This window comes from Paenibacillus sp. Dod16 (assembly GCF_049893405.1).
Classification (GTDB): domain Bacteria; phylum Bacillota; class Bacilli; order Paenibacillales; family Paenibacillaceae; genus Paenibacillus_AQ.
In genome coordinates this window covers 43,867-62,354 of the sequence record NZ_JBNDYG010000007.1, presented here as the reverse complement: position 1 = coordinate 62,354, position 18,488 = coordinate 43,867, and the positions used below count along the sequence as shown (strand labels likewise).

Here is an 18,488-nt window from a genome sequence, read left to right as displayed (position 1 = left end):
AGCAATGAGCGTAGAGCGTTAGAGCTTAAACAATCTGCAAAAAACCAACAGGCCGGTCATGACTGGTCTGTTGGTTTGACGTTTAAATAGATCCACACCTCAACAAAACACAACCCCAACCCAAAAAAACAAAGAGGCTGCACCAGCGTTACTTCTATAATGGAGGTTACTAGACTGTCGGACCGCTGAGGATCGTGAGGAGGGATAAACATGAAGCGGGATGAATATATGGATGGGGCAGGACTGGAGCAGGGAAGGTCGGATGCTCTCATAAGCAATAAGCGGGTAAATGATCATGATCGTAACCGTCGGATAGCCTGGTGGCGCGAAGCTCGCTTTGGGCTCTTCGTGCATTGGGGGCCTTATTCGATGCTGGGCGGGAAGTGGAACGGCGAACGGGTGGATGCCAATTATGCGGAGCATATCCAGTTAAGGGGAAAGATTCCGGTGACCGAGTATGCGGAGGCCGCAGCCGGGATGAACCCGGAAGCGTTTGATGCGCACGAGTGGGTATCGCTGGCCAAGCGGTCCGGGGCAAAATATCTTATCGTGACAGCCAAGCATCATGATGGGTTTGCAATGTACGATTCCAAGGTCAGTGATTATTCGATTACTCGTCATGCTCATTTTCCAAGGGATCCGATCAAGGAGCTTGCAGAGGCCTGCGAATCGGAGGGGATTCGCCTTGGAATCTACTACTCCCATGCCATGGATTGGCATCACCCCGATTCGCAGGGGAACACGCTGGATTACCCGGATAACATCGGCGCCTGGGATCAACTGGAGGAATGGATCGAAGATGACGATAAGCGGGAACGCTTCGAGCGTTATCTTCATGAGAAAGCTCTTCCTCAAGTAGAGGAGCTGCTTACCGATTACGGTCCGATTGGTTTGATGTGGTTTGATTGCGGTCATAAGATCAGCGACGAGCACGCTGTGTGGTTCTATGATCTGGTACGCAAGCTACAGCCGGATTGCTTGATTAACAAGCGACTGCGGGATGACCGATTTGCCGATTACGGCAATCCGCATGATAACCAGCTCCGGTTCCATCCGGTGCAGCCTGAATGGGAGTCGATTCATACGCTGAATGATTCCTGGGGGTTCCGATATGACGATGACCATTGGAAGAGTCCGGATGAATTGATCGAACAGCTGCTGCGCGTGGCAGCCACGAACGGTAATCTGGTACTGAATGTGGGGCCGCTCGGAAACGGGACGATTGACGATACGTCAAGAAGCCTGCTGGAGACGGTGGGCAGCTTCCTGGAACGGAACGGCGAGGCGATATACGGCACGAGCGGCAGTCCGATCGGTACGCCGCAGTGGGGATATTGCACATGGAAGCCGGATGAGAATCTCTTGTACTTGCTGGTGAGAGAATGGCCGCAGGACGGGCGTTTGATCCTGCCCGGTCTTGCCAGCCGAGTTCAGTATGCGAGGCTTATCGGAGTGAAGGCGAAGGAGGACAACCTGCCGATCCGACAGCTTGGGCCGTGGGACTGGCAGATTGATGTGCGTTCGGTACCTCAGGACGCCTATGCGACGGTGATCAAGCTAAAGCTGGATGGAGCGCTGGAGACGCATCTCACTCCAAGGTTTATTTCCCGGATGCCGAATACGTTCTGGGCATATGATGGTGTTACCTGGGGCGATGGCCTGCGATACGATAATGGAAAACGCGGTCATGATGGCGTTACCGGCTGGACAGCTCCAAATGCGGCTGTTCAATGGACATTTCGTTCCGAGGAAGAGATGCCGATTCACTGTCGAGTGATCGTCACCTTGTCCGCTGCAGCGGATCAGGCGGGGGGGCATTTTGAGTTGTCCCTGGATGAACAGAAGCTGACTTGTACCGTTAAAGATACGGGTGGGGACGGATGCTGGGGAGAATTTGAGATAGGTCAACTGACGATTCTCTCGGCAGGCTTACATCGTCTTGAAGTCCGGGGACTATCGCTGGTTTCTGATTCATTAATGAATTTGCGCAAGGTTACGCTATTGCCAATGGAGAGGGAGTGAGGAATCAATGAAAATCGTATTTGATCCTGCACCGGTAGCAGGAGGCTTTCGAATGCCGGGATATTGGATATGGTGCGGCAGCGTTATCCAGGGTGAGGATGGCCGGTACCATATGTTTGCTTCGCGCTGGCCGAAATCCTTGCCCATGCATCCCGGCTGGCTTGCGGCCTCGGAGATCGTCCGTGCGGTCTCCGACCATCCGGCCGGACCGTACGTATACGAGGAGACGGTGCTCGGAGCCAGATCTCCGGCCTATTGGGACGGATGCAGCGTGCACAATCCGCATATCGTGAAGGTGGACGGCACGTACGTGCTTTATTATATGGGCACGACGTTCCCGTTTCCGCTGCCTGAAGAAGAGGAGCCGCTGCTTCCGAATGATCCGCTCGTCGCGGTAGCCAGGGCGAACAAACGGATCGGCGTGGCGACCGCCCCTTCCGTAACCGGCCCGTGGACTCGAAGGGATCATCCGGTTCTGCTGCCGCGTCCGAATCATTTTGACAGCTTCTTGGTATCTAATCCGGCCCCCTGTGTTCATGAGGACGGTTCGGTGAAGCTTATCTATAAATCTCGTCCCTATGAAGGGCATTCCTATGGCAACATGCAGCTGGGCTTGGCCTGCGCCGAATCGGTGTACGGTCCTTACAACCGTCAGCCTGAACCGCTGTTTCCTCCAGCGATTCATATTGAAGACCCCTTCATTTGGCGTACGGCACGCGGGTACGAAATGATTGCCAAGGACATGGACGGCTCCATCTGTGGGGAGCGCTATAGCGGAGTCCATGCGTGGTCAGCGAACGGGGAAGAATGGAAGATGACAACCAAACCAGGGGAACCCGTGTATTCCCGCAGAGTGCTGTGGGATGATGGTGCGGAGCGGCTGATGGGCAACCTGGAACGGCCTTTTTTGCTCATGGAGGACGGTCGTCCGGCCTGGATGTTTGCCGCGACTTCGGACGGGAGCCGCGGGTTTTACGATTGTACGGAGACCTGGAATATGGCGATTCCGATTCGGGAGATTACAGAGAACGACGACGAATAAGAGCGATTCATATCCGATTCGAAGCATGATAAACAGCACCTGAAACGGATGGTCGCCCTCCGTCATGCGATGCTGCACCGTGTATTGGGAGTGTGTGCGGTGAGAAATGCCCGATTACTCTCAGCGGCCCATGCTCTCATGTACGGCTGCGTTTTACTTCACCGTTCATTTCCCTCATAAGCCCTTCTGCTTACCATGGTCGGATAGACCATGCTAGCAGCAGGGCTTTTTTCTCTATTCCGCCTCAAATCCCCCATCTTAAAGTGCGTGTTCAAAAAGGTCGATTTTCAGCACCGAAGCTTATGCTTCCGATGTGCGTTTTTTCAAAACGCTTCAGTTGGATGAAGCTAGGGACGTCAGGAGCGGAGCTACACGTTTTCGCAGAAAACGCCTTCGAAAGCATCTGCTGTTTTGGGTACGAGCACCTGAAATGTTTCCGCAGGAAACATGCTTCGGAAGCTTCTCCTTTGGCCCGGCTGAATTCAAGATTCGATGCCGAGCTGCTTCCTGATTCGCTTCGTGTTAGAGTTAGATATAGAATTTATGAGTTATCAGTGGAACTGATGAAATTCTATATCGCAAGAAAACCTACCTATGCATCGCGGTCGCTCATCCTTGAAGTGGCCTCGATAGAGGTTTTCTTATCAAAAGCGGACTTTTTGAACAACCTCTTAAACACAATCATAAAAAAACACATCGACAAACAAATGCCGCCATTGTTGGCAAGGCCCTCCGCTTATACGATGAATACGAAGGAAAACTTACAACGGGAGGTCCTTATGGCGAACATCAACCCAAGCACGCGGCTAACACCGTCAGCGCGGAGCCGGGAATGGTTATCCAGCTTTCGCAAGTACAAGGCGATATACCTCATCTCGATTCCGGGCATCCTCTATTTTCTGGTATTTAAATATGTCCCTTTATTCGGGAGCGCCATGGCTTTTCAGGAGTATAACTTATTCAAAGGCATATGGGAAAGCCCATGGGTGGGGCTGGATCAGTTCTACCGCATGTTTCAGTACGAGGAGTTTCTGCGGATCTTCTGGAACACCCTGCTGATCGGGATGTACAGCATCGTATTCGCTTTTCCAATCCCGATTATTCTGGCCCTGCTGTTGAACGAGATTCGTCTTGTCCTGTACAAGCGGGTGCTGCAGACGGTCATTTACATGCCCCACTTTCTGTCCTGGGTCATTATCGGGGGGATTGCGGTAGGCATTCTGTCTCCGACCACGGGGATCATTAATCAGATTCTGATGTGGGTGGGACTTGAACCGATTTACTTCCTTGGCGAGGAGAGCTATATTCGCAGAATTCTGATCGGATCCGGCATTTGGAAGGAAGCTGGCTGGGGAACGATTATTTATTTGGCGGCGCTGGCCGGGATCAACCCGGATCTGTATGAAGCTGCACGCGTAGATGGCGCGAACCGGTGGCGCCAGACTCTGGCGATAACGATTCCGTCGATTCTGCCCACGATTATGATTCTGTTCCTGCTGAACATCGGCAATTTCCTCGATTTCGGGTTTGAACGCGTGTTTGTGTTCCTGAATGCCTTGAACGAGAATAAAGGCGACATTCTGGATACGTACATTTATCGCGTTGGTCTTCTCGGACAGCAGTACAGCTACACCACGGCCATCGGGCTGTTCAAATCCCTCATCGGGCTGCTGCTCATCGTGGGCGGAAACGCCATAAGCCGCAAAACGACCGGAAATTCCTTATACTAGGCAGGTGACCAAAACATGATAAAACGATCAAAAGGCGAATCCGTATTCGAAGTTTTCAACCATATCTTTCTGGCGGTTGTGTCGGCTGCCATGATATTCCCAATTCTGCACGTTGCGGCGCAATCGCTTAGCAGCGATGTGGCCATTTCGCGGGGAGACGTCGGCCTGTGGCCGGTTGAGTTCACACTCTCCAACTATGCAATCGTCTTGAACGATACTTCCGTATGGCGCTCCTTTATGATCAGCGTATTCGTGACCGTCGTGGGGACCGGGATCAACCTGATCGCAACGGCCTCGCTGGCCTATCCGCTATCGCGCAGTGAATATCGGGGACGAAAAGTCATCCTTATGCTCGTGCTGGTTACTTTTATTTTCAGTGCGCCCCTGATTCCGAATTATCTGCTCATTAAAACGCTGAACATGCTGGATACGGTATGGGCCCTGATCATTCCGGGCGCGATCAGCGCGTACAACCTGTTCATCATGCGCTCGTTCTTCATGAATCTGCCGAACGAAATTATTGATTCGGCCCGGATCGACGGGTGCGGGGAGCTGCGGATCATATCGAGCATCGTGCTGCCTTTGTCCAAGCCGGTCATGGCGACGATGGGGTTGTTTTACGCTGTTGCGCATTGGAATTCGTACTCGTCGGCTCTATACTATATCAATAGCCGTCAGCTGTTTCCGCTCCAGGTTCGTCTGAGGGAGATCGTCATAACCGATCAGATGGGAGAGATGGACACCACGTTTGAAAATCTGGCGAATATGTCCCCGGAGGGCATCAAGATGGCCACGATTGTGATCGCTACGCTGCCGATCATCCTGGTTTACCCGTTCCTGCAGAAATATTTTATTAAGGGCATGCTCATCGGTTCGATCAAATCTTGATCGTAAAAGAACACAATCCCATAATAAGAACGCCAATACTGCATATGAGGGTTATGAGCTACGATGAAATGGATTTAACGAAAGCGCTTACCTCATGAATGAGCCACTTGTCTATTTTTCGTGAAAAAGGGGAGAGGTTGATGAAAAAAAGTTGGACGGTCTTACTGATCAGCGTCATGGTGATGTCACTGCTCGCGGGGTGCGGGGGAAAAGCGGAAGAGGGAGCTGTCAGTCCCAAGCCGGAAGAAACGAAGCAAGGCACAGACTCCAGCAAGCTGGCCTTCTCGATTTCTTTTTCCACGGGCGGCAACACCTACATCGAATCGTCACCCGATATCAATAAGGACAAATGGGTGCTGAAGCTGGAGGAGATGACGAACACGGATCTCGATATTCGCTTGATGTCCCACAAGGAATTTGATCAGAAGATGAGTCTGATGTTTGCAGGCAACGAAATCCCGGACGTTGTGGGCAATATGCGGGGAGGTCCAACGACAGGGTCCATGTCAGGCTCGGTGGAAGCCGGGGTGTTCATGCCGCTGGATGACCTCCTTAAGGAGCATGCTCCGAACTTGATGAAAATGGTCACTCCGGCAGCGTGGGAGGAAGTATCCTATAACGGCAAAATCTACGGCATCCCGGCCTGGCTGGAAAATCCGTCCCGCCGTGCCACTTTCATTCGCACGGATCTGATGGAGAAGGCCGGCATCAAGGAAGCGCCTAAAACCGTGGAAGAGTACCTGGATATGCTGCGTGCCTTTAAGAAGCTGGGTGTAGAGCACCCATACCAGTACCGTGAGGGCTTTAAATATGCGGATACTTTCCTTGGGGCATACGATGTGCTGCCGTTCCAGTTCATGGAGCTGAATGGGGAGGTCGTACCGAAGTTCTTCGATGTCGAGAACATGACTAAGGCGCTTCAGACGTATAAGACGATGTACGATGAGGGTCTAATCCCGAAGGATTTTGCTTCGCTCTCTCAGGAGGATTACGGACGCAATATCAATGCCGGCAAATCCGGGATGTGGGCCTCCAACGGCGAGGGACTGATCGGGTTCCGCACCAAGCTGAAGGAAGTGGATCCTTCGATGAAGGTGGATATTTACCCGTCCCCGACCGAACCGGACGGCAAGGGCGGACTCGGCTTATACAGCTCGGTATCGACCACGTATTATATCAATAACAAGGTTGGAAAAGAGAAGGCCATCGAAATCATTAAATTCCTGGATTGGATGCTGACGGAGGAAGCCGATATGTTCTTCTCCTTCGGGATTGAGGGCGAGAATTACACGATGGAGAACGGGAATGTCAACTATAAGTGGCCTGTGACCAAACAAGAGGTCGATGAGGCGGGCTTCCGGGCCAACCAGCTGTGGTTCGTTCATGAGCTGACTTACAACAAGAAGCAGACGGCCCTTACCGAGGATGGTCAGGACGTGATCAAGGCATTCAGCGATGTGCTGGGCAATGAAGGCCGCGGCGGCATTACGTTCATGGCCAATCTGAACAGCTTCTCCAAGTTCCCGGATTTGGCTTCGACCGGTGATACGGGACCTAAATTCATCCTGGACAGCATGGTGAAGATGATTTACGGCAAACAGCCGATCTCCGATTGGCCGAAGGTGCTGGAGGAATACCGGGCCAAGGGCGGGGATGAGATCATCAAGGAAGCGACGGAGCGCTGGAAGAACAAAGAGAATGTGGTAGACCGTACGAGATAACATCCAAGATAGGAAGCAGGGCATCTCCTGTTTGTCCCTTAAATCGTGTACAATAGATCCAATATGTAAGCGTTTAAACAAAAATGAGCGAAGGATGAAAAATCAAGGTATCCGCCGGTCTTACCATCACAGGTATCCGCCGCGGATACCTTATTGTTCCATTGATGTTTGCCTCATACTTATTCTTTTACATACAGGAGGCTAAAATGATATGCGGTTGCTTATTGCTGACGACGAACCTGTAATCCGAAGAGGGCTGGTCAAGATGGCGGAGACCTACCGTCTGCAGTTTGATGCCATCGACACGGCCGTGAACGGTGAGCATGCGCTCTCCCTCATCAAGGAATTCGAGCCGGATGTAATGCTTACCGATATCCGCATGCCACGTATGGGCGGGTTGGAGCTGTGTCAGGAGCTTCATGAGCAGTACGGGCACATTCAAATAATCGTTATATCGGGTTATGGCGAATTCCAATATGCGCAGCAATGCCTGGCTTATGGGGTTAAGCATTATCTGCTAAAGCCGGTCACTGGCGTAGTGCTGCACCAAACGTTTGACGCGATTGTCAAACACCGCAATAAAGGTATTGTATCGCTGGCTTCCTATGTCGATTGGATTGAAAATATCGGGCAGGAGATCTGGATGCTGCAGACTGAACAGCTCGATCGGCTGTTGCTCGATTGGAGGGCGCATCTGCAGGCGGCGGGACTCAGTGTTCCACAGCTTCAGCAGCTGCTGGATGATGCGGTGGGCATGATTTTCCGTCGTCTCGTCTCGAAGGGGTACATGGAGGTTTCGGTAATTGAACCCATCGGTCACCACACGGTGCAGGAGCAGCTGTTGAACGAGTTTGAGCTGAGGGTCAAGCAGATGACCGCCGATCTGGTAACGCAGCGGTGGGGGAATTTCAAGAACCCGCTGGATGAAGTGAAATCGTATATCGACACGCATCTGTCCGAGGAGATCACCCTTGAGGAAGTGGCGGAAATGGCCGGTTATACGCCGACGTATTTTAGCGCGATGTTTAAGAAGATGACGGGCGATACCTTTGTAAGGTACCGGATTCACCGGCGAATGGAGCGGGCGAAGGAGTTGCTGGCCCTGCCGCATATGCGGATCATCGACGTGGCGGCAAATGTCGGTTACGAGGATTACCCCCATTTTACGAAAATGTTCAAGAAGGTAACGGGACATACGCCGACGGAATATCGGACGATGCTGGGCTTTAACGGATGAAAAATAAACTGTATCGCAAGTTGTTTCTGTACTTTGTATCCATCATTGTGCTGACTACCTTGTTGATCGGCATCGTTACCTACACGCGCTCATCAGCTGAGCTGGACCGCCAGCTGGACCGGCATATGTCGCAAATCGTACAGAATGCCTTGAACCATACCGATCTGTACATTAAATCCTACGACCGCACGATGATCTCCTTATTGACCAACCGGGAATTGAAGAAATTCGTGGATTTGCCTAACCCGGCGGACCATTACGAGTACTATCAAATCAGCTCGACGATCAAAGATACGGTATTCCGTCCCCTCATGGATCGGGGGCCCGAGCTTCTGACCATGTATCTCCTGTCTTACAACGGAAATGCCACGTACAGCTTCGGCTCTGATTTTACGGCCCCGGTATTCAGTGCAGAGGAGAAGGCGAAGCAGCTGACGGACCTCCGCAATACGACGAAGGATGAAAGCGGTCTCATGATTCATACGGAGAGCATTATACCAGGACGCAGCGGCAGCGTTGTACGCATGACGAGACTGATCAAGGGTCTATCCTCCACAGCGGAAAAAGGCGTGCTCGCCATGGAAGTGCGTTCCCAGGAGTTATCCTCCCTCTGGAAGGGAATTGATCTTGGCGAACGCGGATACTTCTATATCGCGGATGCCAGCGGCCAAGTAGTCTACCAGCCTGAGGGGCTGGTGCATAACGCCTCGTCTCCGGCCGAGGATCCGAAGCTGACTGCCGCCATTATGGGCGCAGACGAGGAATCCTTCAGATATACGACGGCTGATGGAGAGCAGAGGGTGTTTATGACGCGGATGTCTCCCTATTCCGGATGGCGTCTGGTGGCTTCGATGCCGCTGGAGGAGTGGCGCAAGCCGATTGCCAGCATTCGTTCTACGGTCTGGACGATCGGCTTGATCAGCCTCATTGCCGCTTGCCTGCTTGCTTACCGCTTTACTCGGTCCATTACGCAGCCCATCCAGACGATTATCCGCGGGATGCGCCAGACGGAGCAGGGGCGGTGGATTCCCTTGGAGCTTCCTAAACGCGAGGACGAGCTGACGGAAATGATGCAGCGGTACAATCTGATGGTGACCCGGCTGTCGGAATTAATCGAGCGGGTATACGAGACCGAGCTGCAGCAGCAGAAAACGATTATCGAACGGCAGAAGGCCGAATTCCAGGCGCTTCAGCTCCAGATCAATCCGCATTTTATGTACAACACGCTAGAGACCATCGTATGTTATGCCGAGGTCGAAGGTTCATCGGAGATTACTGAAATGGTGTCCTCGCTTGGCTTTATGATGCGGTATTCCTTGCTGACGTCGCTGGAGGAAATCACGATCGCGAATGAGCTCAAGCATGTGTTGAACTACATGACGATCATGAAGCATCGGCACGACCTGGAGTTCGATCTTCGGGTGGAGGTACCCCATGAGCTGCTTCTATATAAAATGGTGCGATTGACGCTCCAGCCCTTAATCGAAAATGCATTCCAGCATGCCTTTCCGGACGGAATCGAAGCATCGCAGTACATCATGATCTCTGCCGGATGCGATGATGATTCCTTCTGGGTCAGCGTGACGGATAACGGCATCGGCATGACGGATGAACAGCTGCGCGAGGTTGCGGCACGGCTGTCCTATGAGTACAACCACGTGAATCATGTGCCTGAATCCTCCCTGAACCTCAGTGGTACCGGAGGCATCGGCCTGCTGAATGTGCATCGGCGGATTCAGTTGGTATTCGGCGAGACCTACGGACTCCGTGTAACCTCGGCAGGCGAGGGAACGGGAACCACTATCCGCATGGTCATGCCACGTCCGCCGCGGGCATAATGCAAGGCCTGCTTCCGGATTGGAGGACAGGCCTTGCATTTGTGTAGAGATGTGAAAGGTTAACCTTCGGAGACTTATCCTCCTTATCTCCAAGAATGATTGGCTTTACTTGTTCTCCGCTTGCGGCATGAGATGGATGGAAACGCCGCCGTACACCTTGAGACGTATCTTGATGGTATCCTTGGCGCAGCACGTTTCCGTATGGACCTCAATGGGAGGAAGAATGGAACGATATCGATATTCGTCCGCTTCCGCCTGTTCCTGATAGATCACGGCTTGGTAGGCTTGGTTATCTTCAAGGAAATCCAGCGGGATCTGGACGTCTCGACCTCCTGCGGCGCAGATCGATGCGACAAACCATTCCACGCCAGAGCGTCTTGCTATCGTAACGAACCGGCCTGGATAACCTTCCAGCAGCCGAATCTCATCCCAGGCGGCTGGAACGGCGGCCAGAAGCGGTTTGCCGGGATGATCCGCGAAGACCGAGATCGCATCCGCATAATGCTGGATGCCGGATTCGAAGAGGATGGCCAGGGCCAGCTGCTGCCCTTGGGTCGTCGTGGTCCGCCTGCTGAACGTGACCGGCGTAAAATCCATGGACCCGATCACATTCCTCGTGAACGGCAGCGTACAGAGATGAGCCGCGTTAGGCCCTTCACTCTGCGCTCGGTAATATTCCGCACCGTAAACGCCTTCTCTTGTCATCACGTGAGGCCAAGTCCGATGCTCGCCGCTTGGTTTGGTCGATCCATGGAAATTGACCATCAGCCGATGCCTGCCAGCGGATTCGGCAATGGCATCATAGACCTGGAGCGTCTCCTGGTTGTCGCTGTCGAAGAAATCGACCTTGATGCCAACGGCGCCCCAGGATGCCCACAGGCGCAATTTCTCTTCACGGAGCTCCTTCGTATTCAGCCCTTTATAATGCGTCCACAGCCAGATGCCGACGCCACGCTGTTTCGCGTAAGCGATGAGCTGCGGCACGTCCAGTTTGCCTTCCCATCCGCCGTCCACGACGCTGTATTCCCATCCCATCTCGGCGGCAAAATCCACATGCTGTCGTTGAATATTCATATCGCCGCAGGAATCGCCTTCCGCGTACCAGGACCAGGCTGCTCGGCCCGGGGAGATCCAAGAGATATCTTGCAGCACGGACGGGGGGCATAGGTGAGTCGTTACCGAAGACGAGACCAGCTCCCCGAGCGATCCGATGATCATAACACGCCAGGGAGTCGAGAGTGGAAGCTGCGCAGCAATCGGCGTTTCCTGATCCGGGGCGTACGAGATGCGGAGCTTCCGGCCATCTTGCTCATCCGCTGCGAGATGACTGGCGCCATAACCGCCATCCACGGCAGCTTCTGTCAGCAGCAGCCATTGATCCTCTGCCGATTGGACCAGCAGCGGGAAACCAAAGTGTCCTCCCCGAAGATGCCCCGGCATGGCATGGTCATAGGTTCGTTCATAACACCGCATGAACGGCTGCGCCCAAACGTTGAGCATCCGGTCTTCCGGAAGATGGAATCCGGAGAGCTCGTTCTCGATGCGAATATCTCCTTCTCCGTGCAGCTCATACCGGTATGCAACGCCGTCTTGAAAAGCACGGAAACGAATCTTCACCTGATGATTCTCCACCGAAGTCAGCAGCAACATCTCGCTTGCTTCGTAAGACTGCGATTTTTGCTTGCCGGTCACAAGCTCGTAATGCTCCGTGATCGTGTTGTACTCAACCCCTTGAATGATGCCTTGCTGAAATTGGTATTTGTCGGTTATCAGTCCGAGCGGTGACTTCTCGAGAACCCGGAATTGCTTGTTCATAACCGTATAAAAGAGAGGGCTGTTATGTTCTTGTTCCAGTGTGATCTGCAGATTCCCGTCAGGCGAATGAAGCTGTGCGTGAAAGGGGGCTGACGGAGGCCGGGATAACTCATGATCCATAAACGAAACTCCTTCCATGTCGCTGCAAGAATGTCGTATCCACTGCAGTTTCATTGTAACGGACACAGCGAAGCCTTAGCATACGGTTCCGTTCGCTCCGGGTTGTGTTTTCTTACGTTGTGTTACTCCATAAAAAAACACGGCCATTCCGCAAGTTACGGCATGGTCTGGCGGGCAGTCGCTGTTTTATCATGGAAGCATCATCAAAAGGTGTTTGATAGGAGGGAATCATGTAATCGCGGGTGGATCGTAATCACTACATATGACAAAGGATGGGTGATAATTGATGAGACAGGTACGCAGGCGTAACAGGCAGGCAAGAAGAGGAAGTTTCATACTGCTGCTGGGTATTCTTCTGTTTTCGTTCGGCAATCCGCCAATACAGGGGGAAACGGCTGTTCCGGATGCCATGGAGCGGGTCAACCTGGCTTTGAATAAGCAGGCGACGGCCAGTTCCGAGATCAGCGGGCGTGAAGCTGTGAAGGCCATTGACGGTAGTCGTGATACCTACTGGCAGCCGGCGAGCACAGACCGTGAGGACATGAGCGTACACATACAGGTGGACCTGGGAAGCGAGCAGTCCTTAAACCTGGTCGTCCTGGATTTGAACCGGGGAGATAATTTGGGAAGTATCGAGGTGGATTACTCCCGTGACGGTGAGTCCTGGACCAGAGCCTACACGAAGAACGGGGGTATTCGAGCGGACGGTCAGGAATCGATCACGTTTGATTCCGTAAGCGCTTCCCAAATTCGGTTATCGCTGCAGCTAAGCCGAAATCTTAATGTTCAGCTTAAGGAGTTGGAGCTTTATATGCAGGATGGAGATCAAGGAATCCCGTCCGATGTAACGGAGCTGGCCTTCGTGAAGCCGGATGGAACCCCTTATAACAACAATGATGAACTTACCTTGGACATAGGGGGTACATCTGTCGTGGAGGCGCGCGGCAAACAGGTGAACGGCGAGTGGATGACACTGCCTCAAGGCCAGGTACAATACCATGTAGTGGGAACCAGCGCTGCGGTTACTTCCGAAGGCTCGGTAACCGGTGTCAAGGTAGGCGCCACCCGGATGTATGCGGAAACCAGCATCAACGGCCAAGCGATGCGTACGCCGGATTTCTGGATTGTCGTGAAGGACGACCAGGAATTCCAGGATGCGAAATACATTGCTTTCAGTTCGTTCACGCATCCGTCATTGGTCCAAAAGATTGGCGAGGCGGCGATCTTGGGGGAGGGCAAGGAGCTGCCAGTTGTAACGATCGCTCCGAACTTGGATGGAACCGTATCCGCCAGATGGTTCAAGGACGGTCAATCCAGAGGCTCGCTGGGCACGAAGGCGCTGCAGGCAGGGGTAACGCAATCGTTAACGCTTCCGGGTGGGATGAAGGTACCGGGCACGTACGAGGTGCGGATGACTTTCCAAGCCGCTGACGGGGAAACGTACTATGACAGCTTGTTTTATACCGTCATGCCCAAGAAGGGAATTCCTGATGGCCAGAGCCGAATCGCCTATACCGGAAAAGACGGAAGGATGGTGTACGTTCCCGATTATAAGGGGAACCGGATCATCGATTTCTCAAACGTCGGTTATTTGGGTGGCGGTATGAAACTGCCCGACGTTCAGGCGAGAATTGCCGTACAGCCAACCGGCGGAGACGATACGGCGATGCTGCAGGCGGCGATTGATGAGGTGTCCCGGATGCCGCGTGACGCGGATGGTTTCCGGGGGGCGGTGCTGCTGAAGAAGGGCACATATTTGGTCGGCGGTTCCCTGAACATTCAGGCCAGCGGGGTCGTGCTCCGGGGTGAAGGCAAGAGCGAGGACGGCACCATCATCCGCGGCATGGGAACAACGGCGAGAAACTTGATTGTCGTGGGCGGAACGAATGGTGCGGCAATTGTTGACGGGACGGAGACGGACATCCAGGATCTGTACGTTCCGGCAGGATCGCGATCATTCCATGTGCAGAATGCCTCCGGTTATCAGGTTGGCGATTCTGTCATTGTACGAAGAATCGGCAATGATCGCTGGATTCATGAGATCGGCATGGACCATATCTACATGCGGCCAGGGACTGGGGGAACGCAGCAGTGGTCCCCGTTCAATCTGGATTTTGACCGCGTCATTACGGACATTGACGGCAACCGGATTACGGTGGATGCTCCATTAGCGAATGCCATTGAACGTCAATGGGGCGGAGGCAAGCTGTTCAAGGCGACGGATGAGTCACGAATCGAACAGGTTGGGATTGAGAACATGCGAGCCATATCCGATTTTGATCCGAGCAAGACCGATACCAAGATGGATAACGATGTTCTGGATACCCCGTATTATTCCGATGAGGCGCATGCGGAACGATTCATTATGATGAACAGCGTGAAGAATGCCTGGGTGCGCGAGGTGGACGGCTACCATTTCTCCTACGCCTTGGTGCAGGTAGGACGGCAGGCCAAGTGGGTCACCGTGCAGGACAGCGAAATGTACGATATGGTCAGCGTGATTACCGGCGGTCGTCGTTACAGCTTTTTCATCCAGGGGCAACTAAATCTGGTGCAGCGCAATTATACGGAAACTTCACGTCATGCTTATGTTATTGAGAGCCGCGTACAAGGACCGAATGTCATGTACGACAATAAGGCCACTCGCGAATACAATACAAGTGAGCCGCATCATCGCTGGTCCACGGGCGGCCTGTACGACAACGTCAGTGCGCGTATCAGCGTCCGCGACCGCGGCTGGCTGGGCAGCGGACATGGCTGGGCGGGAGCGAATTACGTCATGTGGAATACCGAAGGCGGGCTGGTTGCCCAGAAGCCCCCAACGGCACAAAACTATGTCATCGGCCATATCCCGACCGAAGACGGTCTGAATGTGAAACCGCTCGTTCCGAATGATTATGATTCAAGACCGCGCGAGGACGGCTATTGGGAATACGCTGACCGGCATGTAGCGCTTCAGAGCTTATTCGTCCAGCAGTTGAAGGATCGCCTGGGGCAGCAAGCAGTGGATAATTTGGCACGTACGCCTGTGGGCGGCGGTTCGTTAGATATACCAGAGCAGCCATAATTATATGGAGCGAACAGGGGATTATCAGGGGAAACGTTGATCATCCCCTTCTTCGCGAAGAAGGGGACGTGTATGAAGGTGGAGAAGGTGGAGAGGGAGACAATTGGAAGAGATACGGAACGTTCTCTTGGGGGACATCATGCCGAGCCAGATCGTGCAAGACAGCACGGCAAGATTGAAGCGGCAGGTCATGAAACCGCATGGCGGCAGCCTGATACATCCGCAAATCGGCGCTTGCGGTTATGGTACGCTTCTCCGGCGGCCGAGTGGAACGAAGCATTGCCCTTGGGGAATGGACGCTTGGGCGGCATGGTTTTTGGCAAGACCTCGCTTGAGCGGGTGCAGCTTAACGAGGATTCCCTCTGGTATGGTGGTCCGGGAAGGGGAGCCAACCCTGACGCCACCGAATATTTGAGCGAGATCAGGCAGATGCTGCGGGATGGACGTCAGGCCGAGGCTGAGCATTTGGCCCGGATGGCGATGACTTCATCCCCGAAATACGAGCAGCCTTACCAGCCGCTGGGCGATCTGCTGCTCAAGTTCCTGGATGCCGAGGAAGCGGTGGAGCATTACGAGCGAGAGCTGGATTTGGAGCGGTCCATGGTGACCGTATCCTATTCTTCGGGCGGCATAGGCTATCGCAGGCAGTATTTTGTCACTGCGCCGGATGACGTGATGGTGATTCGCCTAACTGCCGATCGGCCGGGGGCGCTGACCTTTGCGGCAAACCTGATGCGTCGCCCTTATGACAGTGGAACGGATTCGTTAGGGCATGATACCTTGCTGATGAAAGGCGAATGCGGTACGGACGGCATTTCCTTTTGCACGGCACTACGGGCTGTCGCTGAGGGAGGAAGGGTCCGAGCCATCGGTGATTTTCTCTCGGTAGAAGGGGCGAATTCGGTTACGCTGCTGCTGTCAGCCCAGACAACCTTTCGGTGTCAGCAGCCGGACAAGGTATGTTTGGATCGGCTGGATCATGCAGCAGGCATGTCGTTCGAACAGCTGGAAAGCCGCCATCTGGAGGAATATCGGGAGAAGTTTGAACGGTTCTCGATTTTTCTCGGTTCCAGCAAGAAGGGTGTGAATAGAGCAGGGTTAACTGAAAGGGAAAATGGCATTCCGAATGGGACAGACCGTATTTCCGGGTCAGACCCAGTTGGAAATTCGGATTGTGCAGAGGATGATTGTTCATTCCTGCCCACCGATCAGCGGTTGAATTTGTTGAAGGAAAGAGTCAAGGCAGAAGGGGCTTCTGCAGAGAATAGCGATCTCGAATTGATCGCGTTGTATGTCCAATACGGGCGTTATTTGCTTATCTCCTGCTCAAGACCCGGATCTCTCGCGGCAAATTTGCAAGGGATATGGAATGACAGCTTCACCCCGCCCTGGGAATCGAAGTATACGATCAATGTGAACATTCAGATGAACTATTGGCCGGCAGAGCTGCTGGGTCTGGCGGAGTGTCACGAGCCGCTGTTCGACCTGATTCACCGCATGCTCCCGAATGGCCGGGACACGGCTCGCGAGATGTATGGCTGCCGGGGTTTCGCAGCGCATCATAACACAAATCTATGGGGAGAGACCCGGCCTGAAGGAATATTGATGACCTGTACCGTATGGCCGATGGGAGCCGCGTGGCTGTGCCTGCATCTATGGGAGCATTACCGGTTTGGCGGGGAAACGGATTTCCTGCGGGAGCGAGCGTATCCGGTCATGAAGGAAGCGGCGGTATTCCTGCTGGATTACATGACGGTGGATGAGGAAGGAAGACGGATAACCGGGCCTTCCGTATCGCCGGAGAACCGATTTGTGCTTCCGAACGGAGCCATCGGCAGCTTGTGCATGGGGCCCGCCATGGATGCGCAGATTGCGACGGCCTTGTTCCGGGCTTGTCTAGAGGCAGGCCATCTCGTTGGTGATGAAGCTGCCTTCCTTGAAGAGCTTCAAACCGCACTGCAAGAAATTCCGGCACCGCGGATTGGAAGGCATGGGGGGATCATGGAATGGCTGGATAATTACGAGGAGGCTGATCCCGGACATCGGCATATCTCGCAGCTGTTCGCCCTGTATCCGGGCGAGCAGATTGATCCTGAGAAGTCCCAGGAGCTTGCCGATGCGGCTTACAAGACCTTGGAACGGCGGCTTGCGCATGGCGGTGGTCACACGGGCTGGAGCCGGGCCTGGATTATCAATTATTACGCCAGGCTGCAGCGCGGCGCGGAAGCGCACGAGCATCTGGTGCATTTGCTGGCTTCCTCGACTTATCCGAATCTGCTGGACTGCCACCCGCCTTTTCAAATCGACGGTAATTTCGGCGGGATTGCGGGTGTCGCCGAAATGCTGCTGCAATCGCATACGGGAGAGTTACGGCTGCTCCCTGCGCTGCCCCACCAGTGGAACAGAGGTGAGGTGAAGGGGCTTCGTGCCCGCGGCGGCTTTGTTGTCGACATGCGCTGGGAGGAAGGCGAACTGACCGAGGTGAAGATTGGCGCCGACAAGGCGGGGGAATGCAGGATATGGTCCCGTTCACCGCTGGTCCTGATGGAGAAGATACAGCTTGAGGAAATTACGCTGACAAGTACCACGATATCCGGAGGAGCGTATTGCTACTCGTTCTCGATGCAGCAGGGTGCAAGCTGTAGCTGGGGAAAGTCTGTGAGGGAGACATATAAAGCGGTTGAAGAATAAATTTAATTTAAAAGAATAGAGATATCTATCTGTGAGGGAACAAATAGAATGTTATAATTTGGATTGTACATACACACCTTGAGTGGGCGCACTCCTCTTAAAGGAGGTGGTGCGATGAACGTTTCGTTCGGTGAAGTGATAACCTTCGGGATTTTCCTGCTGGCATTGCTGACTTACATCGATAAACGACGAAAGTAACCCACTCCTAAGGTTGGCGCCTAAGTGGGTTACTTTCTCATTCCTGACTTGATCTTGGAGGAGAAATCCTGCTCAAGATGTTTGTACAAAGGAGTAGCCATAGGCCGGCTGCTCCTTAT

The 18,488-nt window shown here is 53.5% G+C and carries 10 protein-coding genes; 9 read left to right on the top strand and 1 reads right to left on the bottom strand.

The genetic code is table 11. The features are described 5' to 3' along the window. Positions 1-210: 210 nt before the first annotated feature. The 7 genes from ACPV3A_RS07990 (at position 211) to ACPV3A_RS07960 (ending at position 10,478) form a co-directional block, all read left to right on the top strand. A complete protein-coding gene (locus ACPV3A_RS07990) occupies positions 211-2,022 on the top strand; it encodes an alpha-L-fucosidase (RefSeq protein ID WP_100540501.1) in 1,812 nt (603 codons plus the stop codon). 7 nt (positions 2,023-2,029) lie between these two features. Further along, on the top strand, positions 2,030-3,064 hold the full coding sequence (locus tag ACPV3A_RS07985) for a glycoside hydrolase family protein (RefSeq protein WP_100540502.1): 1,035 nt from the start codon (positions 2,030-2,032) through the stop codon (positions 3,062-3,064). A 779-nt stretch (positions 3,065-3,843) separates the two neighbouring features. Then, positions 3,844-4,794 carry an ABC transporter permease gene (locus tag ACPV3A_RS07980; RefSeq protein WP_426198772.1) on the top strand — a complete coding sequence of 317 codons (951 nt, stop codon included), beginning with the start codon at positions 3,844-3,846 and terminating at the stop codon, positions 4,792-4,794. Positions 4,795-4,809: 15 nt separating this feature from the next. Further along, positions 4,810-5,682, top strand: a complete 873-nt coding sequence (locus ACPV3A_RS07975; protein ID WP_339222107.1) for a carbohydrate ABC transporter permease — start codon at positions 4,810-4,812, stop codon at positions 5,680-5,682. Between the two features lie 140 nt (positions 5,683-5,822). Continuing rightward, on the top strand, positions 5,823-7,403 hold the full coding sequence (locus ACPV3A_RS07970; RefSeq protein WP_426198769.1) for an extracellular solute-binding protein: 1,581 nt from the start codon (positions 5,823-5,825) through the stop codon (positions 7,401-7,403). A gap of 211 nt (positions 7,404-7,614) precedes the next feature. Further along, positions 7,615-8,640, top strand: a complete 1,026-nt coding sequence (locus ACPV3A_RS07965) for a response regulator transcription factor (protein WP_426198767.1) — start codon at positions 7,615-7,617, stop codon at positions 8,638-8,640. After that, on the top strand, positions 8,637-10,478 hold the full coding sequence (locus tag ACPV3A_RS07960; RefSeq protein ID WP_426198765.1) for a cache domain-containing sensor histidine kinase: 1,842 nt from the start codon (positions 8,637-8,639) through the stop codon (positions 10,476-10,478). The genes ACPV3A_RS07965 and ACPV3A_RS07960 overlap by 4 nt, the downstream gene beginning before the upstream one ends. A gap of 105 nt (positions 10,479-10,583) precedes the next feature. Here ACPV3A_RS07960 and ACPV3A_RS07955 read toward each other — a convergent pair whose 3' ends face one another. Beyond that, positions 10,584-12,413, bottom strand: coding sequence for a glycoside hydrolase family 97 catalytic domain-containing protein (locus tag ACPV3A_RS07955; protein WP_426198763.1), 1,830 nt, complete (start codon positions 12,411-12,413; stop codon positions 10,584-10,586). A gap of 286 nt (positions 12,414-12,699) precedes the next feature. Here ACPV3A_RS07955 and ACPV3A_RS07950 point away from each other — a divergent pair, with 286 nt between their 5' ends. Continuing rightward, complete coding sequence (locus tag ACPV3A_RS07950; protein ID WP_426199077.1) at positions 12,700-15,480, top strand: discoidin domain-containing protein; 2,781 nt, start codon at positions 12,700-12,702, stop codon at positions 15,478-15,480. Between the two features lie 72 nt (positions 15,481-15,552). Further along, the gene (locus ACPV3A_RS07945) at positions 15,553-18,171 is read left to right on the top strand and encodes a glycoside hydrolase family 95 protein (protein WP_426198761.1); all 2,619 of its coding nucleotides are present in this window, start codon (positions 15,553-15,555) and stop codon (positions 18,169-18,171) included. Positions 18,172-18,488: the final 317 nt, after the last annotated feature.